At 50.9% G+C, this 15,939-nt stretch carries 15 protein-coding genes and 3 tRNA genes; 10 read left to right on the plus strand and 8 right to left on the minus strand.

Annotated features, from left to right (window positions below; genetic code table 11):
- Positions 1 to 3: 3 nt before the first annotated feature.
- Entirely contained in the window at positions 4 to 651 is a 648-nt protein-coding gene (gene fucA / locus ACJHYD_RS20865; RefSeq protein ID WP_000440775.1) for an L-fuculose-phosphate aldolase, read from the minus strand.
- Positions 652 to 1,197: 546 nt separating this feature from the next.
- Here fucA and fucP point away from each other — a divergent pair.
- From fucP to fucR, 5 genes are all read left to right on the plus strand, one after another.
- A complete protein-coding gene (gene fucP / locus ACJHYD_RS20870) occupies positions 1,198 to 2,514 on the plus strand; it encodes an L-fucose:H+ symporter permease (RefSeq protein ID WP_000528603.1) in 1,317 nt (438 codons plus the stop codon).
- Between the two features lie 32 nt (positions 2,515 to 2,546).
- Positions 2,547 to 4,322 (plus strand): L-fucose isomerase, encoded by a 1,776-nt coding sequence (gene fucI / locus ACJHYD_RS20875; RefSeq protein WP_001551570.1) that lies wholly within the window; start codon positions 2,547 to 2,549, stop codon positions 4,320 to 4,322.
- 108 nt (positions 4,323 to 4,430) lie between these two features.
- Positions 4,431 to 5,849 (plus strand): L-fuculokinase, encoded by a 1,419-nt coding sequence (gene fucK / locus ACJHYD_RS20880; protein ID WP_001551571.1) that lies wholly within the window; start codon positions 4,431 to 4,433, stop codon positions 5,847 to 5,849.
- Position 5,850: 1 nt separating this feature from the next.
- A complete protein-coding gene (fucU, locus tag ACJHYD_RS20885) occupies positions 5,851 to 6,273 on the plus strand; it encodes an L-fucose mutarotase (RefSeq protein WP_000920840.1) in 423 nt (140 codons plus the stop codon).
- A gap of 57 nt (positions 6,274 to 6,330) precedes the next feature.
- Entirely contained in the window at positions 6,331 to 7,062 is a 732-nt protein-coding gene (gene fucR / locus ACJHYD_RS20890) for an L-fucose operon activator (RefSeq protein ID WP_000642344.1), read from the plus strand.
- 43 nt (positions 7,063 to 7,105) lie between these two features.
- Here the strand turns inward: fucR and rlmM are convergent, their stop codons facing one another.
- From rlmM to ACJHYD_RS20910, 4 genes are all read right to left on the minus strand, one after another.
- The gene (gene rlmM, locus ACJHYD_RS20895; protein WP_001045520.1) at positions 7,106 to 8,206 is read right to left on the minus strand and encodes a 23S rRNA (cytidine(2498)-2'-O)-methyltransferase RlmM; all 1,101 of its coding nucleotides are present in this window, start codon (positions 8,204 to 8,206) and stop codon (positions 7,106 to 7,108) included.
- Positions 8,199 to 8,594 (minus strand): DUF423 domain-containing protein, encoded by a 396-nt coding sequence (locus ACJHYD_RS20900; protein WP_000203905.1) that lies wholly within the window; start codon positions 8,592 to 8,594, stop codon positions 8,199 to 8,201. Before ACJHYD_RS20900 ends, rlmM begins: the two co-directional genes overlap by 8 nt.
- An 18-nt stretch (positions 8,595 to 8,612) precedes the next feature.
- Positions 8,613 to 9,530, minus strand: a complete 918-nt coding sequence (gene gcvA / locus ACJHYD_RS20905) for a glycine cleavage system transcriptional regulator GcvA (protein ID WP_000044401.1) — start codon at positions 9,528 to 9,530, stop codon at positions 8,613 to 8,615.
- Positions 9,531 to 9,880: 350 nt separating this feature from the next.
- Positions 9,881 to 10,108 carry a YgdI/YgdR family lipoprotein gene (locus ACJHYD_RS20910; RefSeq protein ID WP_000750398.1) on the minus strand — a complete coding sequence of 76 codons (228 nt, stop codon included), beginning with the start codon at positions 10,106 to 10,108 and terminating at the stop codon, positions 9,881 to 9,883.
- Between the two features lie 191 nt (positions 10,109 to 10,299).
- On the opposite strand from ACJHYD_RS20910, the gene csdA reads away from it, so the two are divergent.
- Complete coding sequence (gene csdA / locus ACJHYD_RS20915; protein WP_001299106.1) at positions 10,300 to 11,505, plus strand: cysteine desulfurase CsdA; 1,206 nt, start codon at positions 10,300 to 10,302, stop codon at positions 11,503 to 11,505.
- The gene (gene csdE, locus ACJHYD_RS20920) at positions 11,505 to 11,948 is read left to right on the plus strand and encodes a cysteine desulfurase sulfur acceptor subunit CsdE (protein WP_000184256.1); all 444 of its coding nucleotides are present in this window, start codon (positions 11,505 to 11,507) and stop codon (positions 11,946 to 11,948) included. Before csdA ends, csdE begins: the two co-directional genes overlap by 1 nt.
- Before the next feature lie 50 nt (positions 11,949 to 11,998).
- Here the strand turns inward: csdE and tcdA are convergent, their stop codons facing one another.
- Positions 11,999 to 12,805, minus strand: coding sequence for a tRNA cyclic N6-threonylcarbamoyladenosine(37) synthase TcdA (gene tcdA / locus ACJHYD_RS20925; RefSeq protein ID WP_000117728.1), 807 nt, complete (start codon positions 12,803 to 12,805; stop codon positions 11,999 to 12,001).
- Positions 12,806 to 12,880: 75 nt separating this feature from the next.
- The gene (mltA, locus tag ACJHYD_RS20930) at positions 12,881 to 13,978 is read right to left on the minus strand and encodes a murein transglycosylase A (RefSeq protein ID WP_000678646.1); all 1,098 of its coding nucleotides are present in this window, start codon (positions 13,976 to 13,978) and stop codon (positions 12,881 to 12,883) included.
- Positions 13,979 to 14,186: 208 nt separating this feature from the next.
- Here mltA and ACJHYD_RS20935 point away from each other — a divergent pair.
- The 3 genes from ACJHYD_RS20935 (at position 14,187) to ACJHYD_RS20945 (ending at position 14,482) form a co-directional block, all read left to right on the plus strand.
- Positions 14,187 to 14,263, plus strand: a tRNA-Met gene (locus ACJHYD_RS20935).
- A gap of 33 nt (positions 14,264 to 14,296) precedes the next feature.
- Positions 14,297 to 14,373 (plus strand) — tRNA-Met (locus tag ACJHYD_RS20940).
- A 32-nt stretch (positions 14,374 to 14,405) separates the two neighbouring features.
- Positions 14,406 to 14,482, plus strand: a tRNA-Met gene (locus tag ACJHYD_RS20945).
- 74 nt (positions 14,483 to 14,556) lie between these two features.
- Here ACJHYD_RS20945 and amiC read toward each other — a convergent pair.
- Positions 14,557 to 15,810, minus strand: a complete 1,254-nt coding sequence (gene amiC / locus ACJHYD_RS20950; protein WP_000016907.1) for an N-acetylmuramoyl-L-alanine amidase AmiC — start codon at positions 15,808 to 15,810, stop codon at positions 14,557 to 14,559.
- Positions 15,811 to 15,939 lie beyond the last annotated feature (129 nt).

Raw genomic sequence — 15,939 nt, forward strand, 5'->3', positions numbered from 1 at the left:
AAATTACTCTTCAATCCGTAACCCATAGGTTTTGAATTTCTCCAGCACTACGGCAATCTCTTCATCGCTCAGCACTGGCACCGGGTCCGTAATCGCCAGGGTCGTCAGGTAAAGTTGCGCCAGCACTTCAACTTCATGCGCCAGCCATAACGCTTTTTCCAGATTCACCTCACAAGCGATAAGCCCATGATGTTGTAACAAAGTTGCCTTACGATTTTTGAGAGCCAGCGCAACATGTTCAGAAAGTTCACGTGTTCCAAAGGTCGCATAAGGCGCGCAAGGAATAGAATTACCGCCAGCCGCCGCAATCATGTAGTGAATAGCGGGGATTGGTCGGTTAAGAATGGAAACTGCCGTGCAATGAACGGCATGATTGTGAACAACCGCGTTGGCATCCGGTCTGCTTTGATAGGCCGCCATATGGAAACGCCATTCGCTTGAGGGGAGCTTTCCTTCCTCATGTTTACCGTTGCCATCAATAAAGACAATATGCGACTCCGTCAGTTTTTCATATGGAATACCTGTAGGCGTAATCAGCATCCCATCCTGATAACGTACACTGACGTTACCCGCTGTCCCCTGGTTCAGTCCCAGGCGGGTCATTTCCAGGCAAGTGTCAATAATCTGACGAGCAAGTTTATTTCGTTCCATTAGCTACCTCTCTCTGATTCAAAACAGGGCAATAATGTTGTTCCTTTCACACTATTGAATTAGCCGTTTAATTACCCACCATCTTCTTCCTGATTAACCAGAAAGAAATTCACAAGCTTATATTTTGTGACCTGGTTCAACTAATCATAGTAAATAACCGCAAGTTCTCTTTTTATAACCCTATTAAAAATGACCGCTCTTAAAAATATTTATCAAAACGGTCATTTTTCCATTCCCCCTCGCCAGAAATGCCCGTTTTCGGCACAAACAATTAATACGGTCATCGGGTTTGTGTTTTTTATGATTTATTTTCTGAAACGGGCATGAAATTTCGATTATTAAAGTGATGGTAGTCACATAAAGTCACCTCCCAGCTAATAAGTGTGACCGCCGTCATATTACAGAGCGTTTTTTATTTGAAAATGAATCCATGAGTTCATTTCTGACAGGCAAATATTCACTGATATGAAGCCCGAACTCGCTGGTTTTGCACTTTTGAAAACATAACCGATTACGTGCTTAAGCTTCTGAACCTAAGAGGATGCTATGGGAAACACATCAATACAAACGCAGAGTTACCGTGCGGTAGATAAAGATGCAGGGCAAAGCAGAAGTTACATTATTCCATTCGCGCTGCTGTGCTCACTGTTTTTTCTTTGGGCGGTAGCCAATAACCTTAACGACATTTTATTACCTCAATTCCAGCAGGCTTTTACGCTGACAAATTTCCAGGCTGGCCTGATCCAATCGGCCTTTTACTTTGGTTATTTCATTATCCCAATCCCTGCTGGGATATTGATGAAAAAACTCAGTTATAAAGCAGGGATTATTACCGGATTATTTTTATATGCCTTGGGCGCTGCATTATTCTGGCCCGCTGCAGAAATAATGAACTACACCTTATTTTTAGTTGGCCTATTTATTATTGCAGCCGGATTAGGTTGTCTGGAAACTGCCGCAAACCCTTTTGTTACGGTATTAGGGCCGGAAAGCAGTGGTCACTTCCGCTTAAATCTTGCGCAAACATTTAACTCGTTTGGCGCAATTATCGCGGTTGTCTTTGGACAAAGTCTTATTTTGTCTAACGTGCCACATCAATCGCAAGACGTTCTCGATAAAATGTCTCCAGAGCAATTGAGTGCGTATAAACACAGCCTGGTATTATCGGTACAGACACCTTATATGATCATCGTGGCTATCGTGTTACTGGTCGCCCTGCTGATCATGCTGACGAAATTCCCGGCATTGCAGAGTGATAATCACAGTGACGCCAAACAAGGATCGTTCTCCGCATCGCTTTCTCGTCTGGCGCGTATTCGTCACTGGCGCTGGGCGGTATTAGCGCAATTCTGCTATGTCGGCGCGCAAACGGCCTGCTGGAGCTATTTGATTCGCTACGCTGTAGAAGAAATTCCAGGTATGACCGCAGGCTTTGCCGCTAACTATTTAACCGGAACCATGGTGTGCTTCTTTATTGGTCGTTTCACCGGTACCTGGCTCATCAGTCGCTTCGCACCACACAAAGTCCTGGCAGCCTACGCATTAATCGCTATGGCACTGTGCCTGATCTCAGCCTTCGCTGGCGGTCATGTGGGCTTAATAGCCCTGACTTTATGCAGTGCCTTTATGTCGATTCAGTACCCAACAATCTTCTCGCTGGGCATTAAAAATCTCGGCCAGGACACCAAATACGGTTCGTCCTTCATCGTTATGACCATTATTGGCGGCGGTATTGTCACTCCGGTCATGGGGTTTGTCAGTGATGCAGCGGGCAACATCCCCACTGCCGAACTGATCCCGGCACTCTGCTTCGCAGTCATCTTTATCTTTGCCCGTTTCCGTTCTCAAACGGCAACTAACTGAACATATTTTCCGAATAAAGTGAGGAATCTGTAATGAAAAAAATCAGCTTACCGAAAATTGGTATCCGCCCGGTTATTGACGGTCGTCGCATGGGTGTTCGTGAGTCGCTTGAAGAACAAACAATGAATATGGCGAAAGCTACGGCCGCACTGCTGACCGAGAAACTGCGCCATGCCTGCGGAGCTGCCGTCGAGTGTGTCATTTCCGATACCTGTATCGCGGGTATGGCTGAAGCCGCTGCTTGCGAAGAAAAATTCAGCAGCCAGAATGTAGGCCTCACCATTACGGTAACGCCTTGCTGGTGCTATGGCAGTGAAACCATCGACATGGATCCAACCCGCCCGAAAGCCATTTGGGGCTTTAACGGCACTGAACGTCCCGGCGCTGTTTACCTGGCAGCGGCTCTGGCAGCTCACAGCCAGAAAGGTATCCCGGCATTCTCCATTTACAGTCATGACGTTCAGGATGCCGATGACACATCGATTCCTGCTGATGTTGAAGAAAAACTGCTGCGCTTTGCCCGCGCCGGTTTGGCCGTCGCCAGCATGAAAGGTAAAAGCTATCTGTCGCTGGGCGGCGTTTCGATGGGTATCGCCGGTTCTATTGTTGATCACAACTTCTTTGAATCCTGGCTGGGAATGAAAGTCCAGGCGGTGGATATGACCGAACTGCGTCGCCGTATCGATCAGAAGATTTACGACGAAGCCGAACTGGAAATGGCGCTGGCCTGGGCTGATAAAAACTTCCGCTATGGCGAAGATGAAAATAACAAACAGTATCAACGCAATGCCGAGCAAAGCCGCGCAGTTCTGCGCGAAAGTTTACTGATGGCAATGTGTATCCGCGACATGATGCAAGGCAACAGCAAACTGGCCGATATTGGTCGCGTGGAAGAATCACTTGGCTACAACGCCATCGCTGCGGGCTTCCAGGGACAACGTCACTGGACCGATCAATATCCCAATGGCGACACCGCCGAAGCGATCCTTAACAGTTCATTTGACTGGAATGGCGTGCGCGAACCCTTTGTCGTGGCGACCGAAAACGACAGTCTTAACGGCGTGGCAATGCTAATGGGTCACCAGCTCACCGGCACCGCTCAGGTATTTGCTGATGTGCGTACCTACTGGTCACCAGAAGCAATTGAGCGTGTAACGGGGCATAAACTGGACGGACTGGCAGAACACGGCATCATCCATTTGATCAACTCCGGTTCTGCTGCGCTGGACGGTTCCTGTAAACAACGCGACAGCGAAGGTAACCCGACGATGAAGCCGCACTGGGAAATCTCTCAGCAAGAGGCTGACGCTTGCCTCGCCGCTACCGAATGGTGCCCGGCGATCCACGAATACTTCCGTGGCGGCGGTTACTCTTCCCGCTTCCTTACCGAAGGCGGCGTCCCGTTCACCATGACTCGTGTCAACATCATCAAAGGCCTGGGACCGGTACTGCAAATCGCGGAAGGCTGGAGCGTGGAATTGCCGAAGGATGTGCATGACATCCTCAACAAACGCACCAACTCAACCTGGCCAACCACCTGGTTTGCACCGCGCCTCACCGGTAAAGGGCCGTTTACGGATGTGTACTCGGTAATGGCGAACTGGGGCGCTAACCACGGGGTTCTAACCATCGGCCACGTTGGCGCAGACTTTATCACTCTTGCCTCCATGCTGCGTATCCCGGTATGTATGCACAACGTTGAAGAGACCAAAGTGTATCGTCCTTCTGCCTGGGCCGCGCACGGCATGGATATTGAAGGCCAGGATTATCGCGCTTGCCAGAACTACGGCCCGTTGTACAAGCGTTAATACATTACTCCCTGATGTGATGCCCGGTCGCTCCGGCTACCGGGCCTGAACAAGCAAGAGTGGTTAGCCGGATAAGCAATGTTATCCGGCTATATTGCAGGAGCGATTATGAAACAAGAAGTTATCCTGGTACTCGACTGTGGCGCGACCAATGTCAGGACCATCGCGGTTAATCGGCAGGGAAAAATTGTTGCCCGCGCCTCAACGCCTAATGCCAGCGATATCGCGATGGAAAACAACACCTGGCACCAGTGGTCTTTAGACGCCATTTTGCAACGCTTTGCTGATTGCTGTCGGCAAATCAATAGTAAACTGACTGAATGCCACATCCGCGGTATCGCCGTCACCACCTTTGGTGTGGATGGCGCTCTGGTAGATAAGCAAGGCAATCTGCTCTATCCGATCATTAGCTGGAAATGTCCGCGAACAGCAGCGGTAATGGACAATATTGAACGGTTGATCTCCGCACAGCAGTTGCAGGCTATTTCTGGCGTCGGAGCCTTTAGTTTCAATACGTTATATAAGTTGGTGTGGTTGAAAGAAAATCATCCACAACTGCTGGAACGCGCGCACGCCTGGCTGTTTATTTCGTCGCTGATTAACCACCGTTTAACCGGCGAATTCACTACTGATATCACGATGGCCGGAACCAGCCAGATGCTGGATATCCAGCAACGCGATTTCAGTCCGCAAATTTTACAAGCCACCGGTATTCCACGCCGACTCTTCCCTCGTCTGGTGGAAGCGGGTGAACAGATTGGTACGTTACAGAACAGCGCCGCAGCAATGCTCGGCTTACCCGTTGGCATACCGGTGATTTCCGCAGGTCACGATACCCAGTTCGCCCTTTTTGGCGCTGGTGCCGAACAAAATGAACCCGTGCTCTCTTCCGGTACATGGGAAATTTTAATGGTCCGTAGCGCCCAGGTTGATACTTCGCTGTTAAGTCAGTACGCCGGTTCGACCTGCGAACTGGATAGTCAGGCAGGGTTGTATAACCCAGGTATGCAATGGCTGGCATCCGGCGTGCTGGAATGGGTGAGAAAGCTGTTCTGGACGGCTGAAACTCCCTGGCAAATGTTGATTGAAGAGGCTCGTCTGATCGCGCCTGGCGCGGATGGCGTGAAAATGCAGTGTGATTTATTGTCGTGTCAGAACGCTGGCTGGCAAGGAGTGACGCTTAATACCACGCGGGGGCATTTCTATCGCGCGGCGCTGGAAGGGTTAACCGCGCAATTACAGCGCAATCTACAGATGCTGGAAAAAATCGGGCACTTTAAAGCCTCTGAATTATTGTTAGTAGGTGGAGGAAGTCGCAACACATTGTGGAATCAGATTAAAGCCAATATGCTTGATATTCCGGTAAAAGTTCTCGACGACGCCGAAACGACCGTCGCAGGAGCTGCGCTGTTCGGTTGGTATGGCGTAGGGGAATTTAACAGCCCGGAAGAAGCTCGCGCGCAGATTCATTATCAGTACCGTTATTTCTACCCGCAAACTGAACCTGAATTTATAGAGGAAGTGTGAAATGCTGAAAACAATTTCGCCGTTAATTTCTCCCGAACTATTGAAAGTGCTGGCAGAGATGGGACATGGAGATGAAATTATTTTTTCCGATGCTCACTTTCCCGCCCATTCGATGGGACCGCAGGTGATCCGCGCTGATGGCCTGTTGGTGAGCGACTTGCTCCAGGCGATAATCCCGTTATTTGAACTGGACAGTTATGCACCGCCGCTGGTGATGATGGCGGCGGTAGAAGGTGACACTCTCGATCCTGAAGTAGAACGACGTTATCGTAATGCGCTTTCACTACAAGCCCCGTGTCCTGACATCATCCGCATCAATCGTTTTGCGTTTTATGAACGGGCACAAAAAGCCTTTGCGATCGTTATCACAGGCGAACGAGCGAAGTACGGGAATATTCTTTTAAAAAAAGGGGTAACACCGTAATCTCATACCGGTACGCCCGCATGACGCGGGCGGTTATCGAATGATGGGGTGAAAAATATGAAAGCGGCACGCCAGCAAGCGATAGTCGACCTGCTGCTGAACCATACCAGCCTGACCACGGAAGCTCTCTCTGAACAGCTAAAGGTCAGTAAAGAAACCATTCGTCGCGATCTCAATGAATTACAGACGCAGGGTAAAATTCTGCGCAATCATGGGCGCGCTAAATATATCCACCGTCAAAATCAAGACAGTGGCGATCCCTTTCACATCCGGCTGAAAAGCCATTATGCGCATAAAGCAGATATCGCGCGCGAGGCGCTCGCGTGGATTGAAGAAGGGATGGTAATAGCCTTAGACGCCAGTTCAACCTGCTGGTATCTGGCACGCCAGTTGCCTGACATCAACATCCAGGTCTTCACCAATAGCCATCCGATTTGCCATGAACTCGGTAAACGCGAACGCATTCAACTAATCAGTTCCGGCGGCACACTTGAGCGCAAATATGGCTGTTACGTCAATCCCTCGCTGATTTCCCAACTTAAATCGCTGGAAATCGATCTGTTTATTTTTTCTTGTGAAGGGATCGATAGCAGCGGCGCACTGTGGGACTCCAATGCCATCAACGCTGATTACAAATCAATGCTATTAAAACGCGCCGCGCAATCGTTGTTATTGATTGATAAAAGTAAATTTAATCGTTCAGGGGAAGCCCGCATCGGGCATCTGGATGAGGTAACGCACATTATTTCTGATGAGCGCCAGGTTGCAACTTCTTTGGTAACAGCCTGACGGAAAGGGTAGCAGGCCGGAGACGACGCCCCGGCCTTGCCTGTTATCGCTCGTCGCGACGACCACCCACCGCAGCCCAGATACGGCGGACGTGCACCGTCACTTCTTCGCGATCGTGATACAACTGCCGCGCCTGAATCTGAGCATTTATGCCATGTTCATCAAGCTGTGCCTGAATATACGCCAGATTGTGTGACACTTCTTCGTAGCGTTTTTTCATCGGCAGTTTGAGGTTGAAAATGGTTTCACGGCACCAGCCATTAACCAGCCACTGCGCCATCAATGCCGCAACTTTCGCCGGTTTTTCAACCATATCGCATACCATCCAGGAAATATTGCTGCGTGTCGGACGGAATTTGAAACCATCTTCCCGCAGCCACGTCACCTGCCCGGTATCCATCAGACTTTGCGCCATCGGGCCGTTGTCGACGGAATAAACCCACATGTTGCGCTTCACCAGTTGGTAGGTCCAGCCACCAGGGCAAGCGCCCAAATCCACCGCCCACATCCCGTTCGCCAGGCGTTCATCCCACTCATCCGCAGGAATAAACACATGAAATGCCTCTTCCAGTTTGAGCGTGGAACGACTCGGCGCATCTGCCGGAAATTTCAGGCGCGGAATGCCCATATAGAACGGCGAATTATTGTTGCTGTATGAGTAACCGGTATAGCAGCAGCCTGGTGCAATAAAGAATACATGCACAACCGGACGCTTCGGCGTTTCATAGTTCGCCAGCACACCCGCATCGCGCAAGGCAGCGCGTAGCGGCACGGTGAATTTACGGCAGAATTTCAGCAACTCTTTGCTTTCGTTGGTATCGGCAACTTCAACACGCAGTTCACCGCCCTTCTCTACTACGCCCTGTAACATGCCGACAATGGGAGTAATACGATCTTCTGGCGGCAAATGCTGCAGGAGTTCCCCCACCACAAACCACTGGCGGGCAAAAATTAATGAACTGAACGGCAGCTCACGGATTAACTTATCGCCATCATCAGGTTGATAACATTCATAAATGACATAACCCGCATTCTCTTTCACGCGGGCAAAACCGAAAATTTCCCGCTGGCCGGCTTTATCGGTAATTTCTGCGGCGCACTCTTTTTCAAAGCCCGGACGGCACAGCAATACAACCTTATTCATGACTTACGCCCTTGCGCTTTAAACGGATAGCACCAACTAACATTAACGCCCAGCCCGCGAGGAAGCTCACGCCGCCAACCGGTGTGACAAATGCCCACAAACGCAGATGGGACAGCGCCAGGCAATAAAGGCTGCCGCTGAACAGCACCGTGCCTAACGCGAGGAAAACGCTACTCCAGTAAAACCAGATACTGATGCGACGCTGCATTGCCACCGCCAGACCTAAGATCGCCAGCGTATGGAACGCCTGATATTCGAGACCGGTCTGGATCCAGCCCATCTCAACGGCCCCCATGGTTTTACTTAACACATGCGCGCCAAAAGCGCCCAGAGCCACAAAAATGAAGCCGCTAATGGCGGCGAAAATCAGCATAAAACGGCTGGTCATGGTCGTACCCTACGTAAATTATTGTTCATAACGAAAGCGGAATTTTTCTTGTTCAGCAGCGGCTTTCGCCAGGATCCATTGGCGAAAGGCGGCTATTTTACCCAGTTCTGCCTGGCTGTCATGACAAACCAGATAAAAAGCGTTTTTACTGACCAGTACATCATTAAACGGGCAAACAAGACGTCCAGCCTCAATTTCAGATTGCGCCATCACGTTATTTGCCAGCGCCACTCCCTGCCCGTGGATAGCCGCTTGCAGCACCATGGCGCTATGGCTAAAAATTGGCCCTTGCTGAACGTTGATATGATTTAACCCCAACTGTCGGGTATATGTCTGCCAGTCACGGCGCGACGCATCATGTAATAACGTATGTTTAGCCAGATCTTCCGGGGTCTTCAAGGGTTTTTCGCCAGTCAGCAGTAGCGGCGAACACACCGGCAATAAATATTCGGCGTACAGTTTTTCCACCCGTAGCCCCGGCCAGTTGCCCCGACCATAAAATATCGCCACATCAACATCATCCGCCAGCTTATCTTCCTGACGATCAACCGCCTGGATTCGAACGTCAATTCCCGGATAAGCTGAATTAAAGCTGGAAAGTCGCGGAACCAACCAATGAATGGCGAAACTGGGGAGTAAACTGACCGTCAACGCCCCCTTGGCGCTACGGGCCTGGAGTTTACGCGTCGCTTCGGTTAATTGCGAAAATATCTCTTTGATATCGAGGAAATAGCTTTGCCCTTCCTCGGTCAGCAGGAGTGAACGATTACGGCGGCGGAACAGTTTTAGCCCCAGAAAATCCTCAAGAGACTTGATTTGATGACTTACTGCGGCCTGGGTCACAAAAAGCTCTTCTGCTGCGCGAGTGAAACTTAAATGGCGTGCTGCGGCATCAAAAACTCGTAAGGCATTTAGCGGTGGTAATCGTTTAGACATGGCTTTTAAACTTTGATGTTAAATGAATTTAACAATTAGATCACACTGTGTAACCTATTAGTTTTTTTAATCTGAGCCATTATAAATTGTCCGTTGAGCTTCTACCAGCAAATACCTATAGTGGCGGCACTTCCTGAGCCGGAACGAAAAGTTTTATCGGAATGCGTGTTCTGGTGAACTTTTGGCTTACGGTTGTGATGTTGTGTTGTTGTGTTTGCAATTGGTCTGCGATTCAGACCATGGTAGCAAAGCTACCTTTTTTCACTTCCTGTACATTTACCCTGTCTGTCCATAGTGATTAATGTAGCACCGCCTAATTGCGGTGCTTTTTTTTACCTTGCGATCGCGAATTACTGATCCAGTTCGACCATCTCTTTCACGTCAGTACGGTTGATCTGCTGTTTGTTGCCATTAGCGTCTTTATACGAAATCATACCGGTATCGTTATCAGTCTGTGGTTTGCCGTCAGAGACGATGGTACGTCCGTCATTGGTGTGCATCACATAGTTCGAACCGGAACAGGCGCTCAGGGCAAAAGTCAGCATACAGGCAGAAATAATTGCGGCAGTCTTTTTCATCATCTTCTCCTTAAAGCGATTAATAAATCTTAATAGTATTGATTAACAGGCTAAAATTAACGCCTAACACTATTCAGCATATGTTACTTACGCGGCTTCGCCAGGATATCCAGATAATTCTGATGGTTAGCACTCTCCTTGTATCAAAGTGAATTTTGCGTCACGATCGGTTCATCAAGCCGAGGAGTACCATGAACGTTTTTAATCCCGCGCAGTTTCGCGCCCAGTTTCCCGCACTTCAGGATGCGGGCGTCTATCTCGACAGCGCCGCGACCGCGCTTAAACCTGAAGCCGTGGTTGAAGCCACCCGACAGTTTTACAGCCTGAGCGCCGGAAACGTCCATCGCAGCCAGTTTGCCGAAGCCCAACGCCTGACCGCGCGTTATGAAGCTGCACGAGAGAAAGTGGCGCAATTACTGAATGCACCAGATGACAAAACTATCGTCTGGACGCGCGGCACCACTGAATCCATCAACATGGTGGCACAATGCTATGCGCGTCCACGTCTGCAACCGGGCGATGAGATTATTGTCAGCGTGGCAGAACACCACGCCAACCTCGTCCCCTGGCTGATGGTCGCCCAACAAACGGGAGCCAAAGTGGTGAAATTGCCGCTTAATGCGCAGCGACTGCCGGATGTCGATTTGTTGCCAGAACTGATTACTCCCCGTAGTCGGATTCTGGCGTTGGGTCAGATGTCGAACGTGACTGGCGGTTGCCCGGATCTGGCGCGAGCGATTACCTTTGCTCATTCAGCCGGGATGGTGGTGATGGTTGATGGTGCTCAGGGGGCGGTGCATTTCCCTGCGGATGTTCAGCAACTGGATATTGATTTCTATGCTTTCTCTGGTCACAAACTGTATGGCCCGACGGGTATCGGCGTGCTGTATGGCAAATCAGAACTGCTGGAAGCGATGTCACCCTGGCTGGGTGGCGGCAAAATGATTCACGAAGTGAGTTTTGACGGCTTCACGACTCAATCTGCGCCGTGGAAACTGGAAGCCGGAACGCCAAATGTCGCTGGTGTCATAGGATTAAGCGCGGCGCTGGAATGGCTGGCAGATTACGATATCAACCAGGCCGAAAGCTGGAGCCGTAGCTTAGCAACGCTAGCGGAAGATGCGCTGGCAAAACGTCCTGGCTTCCGCTCATTTCGCTGCCAGGATTCCAGCCTGCTGGCCTTTGATTTTGCTGGCGTTCATCACAGCGATATGGTGACGCTGCTGGCGGAGTACGGTATTGCCCTGCGGGCCGGGCAGCATTGCGCTCAGCCGCTACTGGCAGAATTAGGCGTAACCGGCACACTGCGCGCCTCTTTTGCGCCATATAATACAAAGAGTGATGTGGATGCGCTGGTGAATGCCGTTGACCGCGCGCTGGAATTATTGGTGGATTAATGACGAACCCGCAATTCGCCGGACATCCGTTCGGCACAACCGTAACCGCAGAAACGTTACGCAATACCTTCGCACCGTTGACGCAATGGGAAGATAAATATCGCCAGTTGATCATGCTGGGGAAACAGCTTCCTGCTTTGCCAGACGAGTTAAAAGCGCAGGCTAAAGAGATTGCCGGATGCGAAAACCGCGTCTGGCTGGGATATACCATGGCTGAAAACGGCAAGATGCATTTCTTTGGCGACAGCGAAGGGCGCATTGTGCGCGGCCTGCTGGCGGTGTTGTTGACTGCCGTTGAGGGGAAAACCGCCGCCGAATTGCAGGCACAGTCGCCGCTGGCATTGTTTGATGAGCTGGGATTGCGTGCGCAGCTTAGCGCCTCACGAAGCCAGGGGTTGAATGCGTTAAGCGAGGCGATTATCGCTGTGGCGAAGCAGGTTTAAGCACAGAACCAGGTCGGATAAGACGTTCGCGTCGCATTCGACCTGATTGTTTACCCCTGACGGGCCGCTTTCGCCATCATCTTCTTCAGCGCATGAGAAACCGCAACAAAACCAAAGGTGGCGGTCACCATCGTCGCGGCACCAAATCCAGATGCACAATCCATCCGCTTTGGCCCTTCCGCCGTAGCTTTCATTGCACAGACCGTGCCATCTGACTGCGGGTACACCAGCGCTTCGGTAGAGAACACGCAATCCACGCCGAGCTTACCTTTGCTGTTTTTCACTACGCCAAAATCGCTTTTCAGGCGCTCGCGCAACTTCGCCGCCAGCGGGTCCTGAATCGTTTTCGCCAGATCGGTAACCTGAATCTGCGTCGGGTCAATCTGCCCACCCGCGCCACCAGTCGTGACCAGCGGGATTTTATTGCGCCGACAATAAGCAATCAGCGCCGCTTTGGGCCGTACACTATCAATGGCATCAATCACGTATGAATAACCCACGCTCATATACTGCGCTACGTTATCCGGCGTCACGAAATCATCCACCACCGTTACACGGCACTCCGGGTTAATCTGGCGAATACGCTCCGCCATAACTTCCGCTTTTGCCAGCCCAACGTTATCGCGCAGGGCATGAATTTGCCGATTGGTATTGGTGACGCACACATCATCCATATCGATAAGCGTGATTGCGCCAATCCCTGTGCGCGCCAGCGCTTCCGCCGCCCAGGAACCGACACCGCCAATACCGACCACACAAATATGCGCGTCAGCAAACAGTTGCAACGCTTTTTCACCATACAGACGCGCTGTGCCACCAAAACGCTGACGCCATGCATCACTAATTACCACAGACATAGCACCTCAGAATAAAAAGGGCGAGGTTATCCCTCACCCTGTCGTATCCGTAAAAACGGCATACAGAATATCACATCAGCCGCTAAAGACGTTACCTGCGCCCGGAGCCGTTTTCAGCACCCAGACACGTCCATAGTGGTTGTACCAACCTGCGCGGTGCCCGGCTTCCGGCCCGATCCCTTGATAGATATCGAAGTGTTGGCCTTTGATTGCGCCACCGACATCCAGCGCCACCATCAGACGCAATTCGTACTGACCGTTAAATTTGCCGTTATTATCCAGCAGCGGCACTTCTGCCAGCAAGGTAGTACCTGGCGGAATAATTGAACGATCGGAGGCAACAGAAGCACGGCCAACCAGCGGCACCGCACTTGCCCCTTTCACCGGTGCAAAAGATTGCGGTTTAAAGAAGACGAAAGACGGGTTCTGTTCCAACAGCTCGCGAACCTCGGCTTCACTGTGTGTTTCGCCCCAGTGACGAATCGCCTGCATCGACATATCTTCTTTTTTCACTTCGCCACGGTCGATCAGCACCTTACCAATGCTGCGATATGCATGACCGTTTTTCCCTGCATAGCTGAAAAAGTTAAGCGGACTGCCATCACCAAAGTCAATATACCCGCTACCCTGCACATCCATAATGAAGTTATCCATCAGGGAGTTGCTGTAAGCGAGGATGTATTTATCGCTCAATGCCCCCGCGTAGATCTCCGCACGAGACGGCAGACGACCACGTTTTGGCGGCATACGGTAAATAGGATACTGGAACTCGCCCTGGCGGGTATGGCGCGCCTGAATTACCGGCGTGTAATAGCCTGTAAACTGCACGTTACCATAGTTGTCGGCACCTTCCATCTGCCAGGCATCAATGCCGAACTGGCGCATATTGCGGGTATCACCGCCTGCGCGCAGCCACTCTTGCACCGCGTTATAAACATTACTCTGGTTGCCATACAGACGCGGTGACGAATTACGGATATGGTTAATTTGCTCGGCAAAATCACCGGCGTTAATCGGCGCGCCAACGGCATCTGGCTGGTTCACCAGAGAGAAAGGCTGGGTAAATTTCCCGTCTTTATATTGCTGTCCGCGATCGGTTGGTTTGGAAGAGCAGGCGGCAAGCATTGCCACAACCGTGCCCATAAGAAGGTACTTTACCCAACGTCCTTTCATTGTTCTCTTCTTCAGGTTAAAAAATAAGGCGCAACGAAGATAACAAACCGCCGCGTTTAATGAAATGAGCAGCCTCTCCCTGACGCAAATTTTGCACAAAAAATAGGCTTTAGTGATTTGTTTTTGTTCAAAATCATGCCGAATCCGTGATCGGGGTAAAAAAAAGGTTGCATGAAAACGCGAGCGGAGTATAGTGCGCATCCACGGACGCGGGGTGGAGCAGCCTGGTAGCTCGTCGGGCTCATAACCCGAAGGTCGTCGGTTCAAATCCGGCCCCCGCAACCAATTAAAATTTGATGAAGTAAAGCAGTACGGTGACGCGGGGTGGAGCAGCCTGGTAGCTCGTCGGGCTCATAACCCGAAGGTCGTCGGTTCAAATCCGGCCCCCGCAACCAATCAAATTTGATGAAATAAAGCAGTACGGTGACGCGGGGTGGAGCAGCCTGGTAGCTCGTCGGGCTCATAACCCGAAGGTCGTCGGTTCAAATCCGGCCCCCGCAACCAATTATTGAACACCCTAACGGGTGTTTTTTTGTTTCTGTTCTCCCATAAAAAAAGCGCCATTCAGCGCCTTTTTATCATCCCCTTCTCGCCAGCGTCGCCCCATCGGCAAAATACGCTTTAATCCCCGCAAGAATAGACTCCGCAACTTCCTGCTGGAAAGTCGCCGTTTTCAGTTTACGTTCTTCCTCAACGTTACTGATAAACGCCGTTTCGACCAGAATGGAGGGAATATCTGGTGCCTTTAGTACGGCAAACCCGGCCTGTTCAACTTGATTTTTATGCAGCTTGTTGATTTTCCCGAGCTTATTCAGCACCGCTTTACCAAACTTCAGGCTGTCGGCAATGGTCAGCGACTGCACCATATCGAACATGGTGTGGTCGACATAGCGGTCACCGCTTTTGCTCACGCCACCAATCAAGTCCGAGGCGTTCTGGGTTTGTGCCAGATATTTTGCCGCAGTACTGGTTGCACCTTTGGTTGAGAGCGCAAACACAGAGGAACCGCTCGGCTGACGACTGGTAAAGGCGTCGGCATGGATAGAGACAAACAGGTCAGCACGCTGTTTCTGGGCTTTTGCTACGCGCACTTGCAACGGAATGAAGATGTCTTCATTGCGCGTCATGTACACCTTCATATTGCCCTCTTTCTCGATCAGAGAGCGCAAACGGCGAGCTATTTGCAATACCACGTCTTTTTCGCGCGTTTTGTATTTCCCCACCGCACCGGAGTCTTCGCCACCGTGGCCAGGGTCAAGCATAATGACAATCGGACGATCGCGCCCTGCTTTACCTGGTTGTGGACCACTTTGCGCTGGCGGCACCTGCTTTTCGAGGTCGCCTTTGTTGTAATCCTCCAGCAGCGCCAGCAGCGGGTCCTGCATATCCTGTGCATTGGCCGGATAGAGGTCCATCACCAGACGCTCTTTAAACCCGGCGACCGGCGCAAGGGCAAACAGCTGCGGTTTTACGTTTTGCTTTAATTCAAAAACCATGCGTACGGTTTGCGGGTCAAATTGCCCGACGCGCGCCGACTTGATGAACGGGTCGTCTGCACGAATTTGTGCCGCCATCCCCTTGAGTACCGAGTTCAGGTTTACATCTTCGATATCCACCACCACGCGTTCCGGGTTACTCAACGCGAACTGCTTATATTTCAGCTGACGATTTGATTCTACCGTCACGCGGGTGTAGCTGGACGCAGGCCAGACGCGCACCGCCACGACCTGGCTGACCGCAGCCAGACTGACCTGACTTACGCTCAATAGCCACATGGCACCCGCGCCTTGCAGTAAACGACGACGGCTGATTGCAGTGTTGGATCCTGACATGCCTCTCCCGAGCAAAAGAAATCTAAGCTGTGTAACAAGTAAACGACTAATTTGACCGGAAACTTTAGCGAAAGACGCATAATCTGTCATCTAATAAACGGTAAACATTCTTTTTATATTCACGGCATT

The sequence above is a fragment of the Escherichia sp. WS1368 genome, from assembly GCF_046487485.1.
GTDB lineage: Bacteria > Pseudomonadota > Gammaproteobacteria > Enterobacterales > Enterobacteriaceae > Escherichia > Escherichia coli.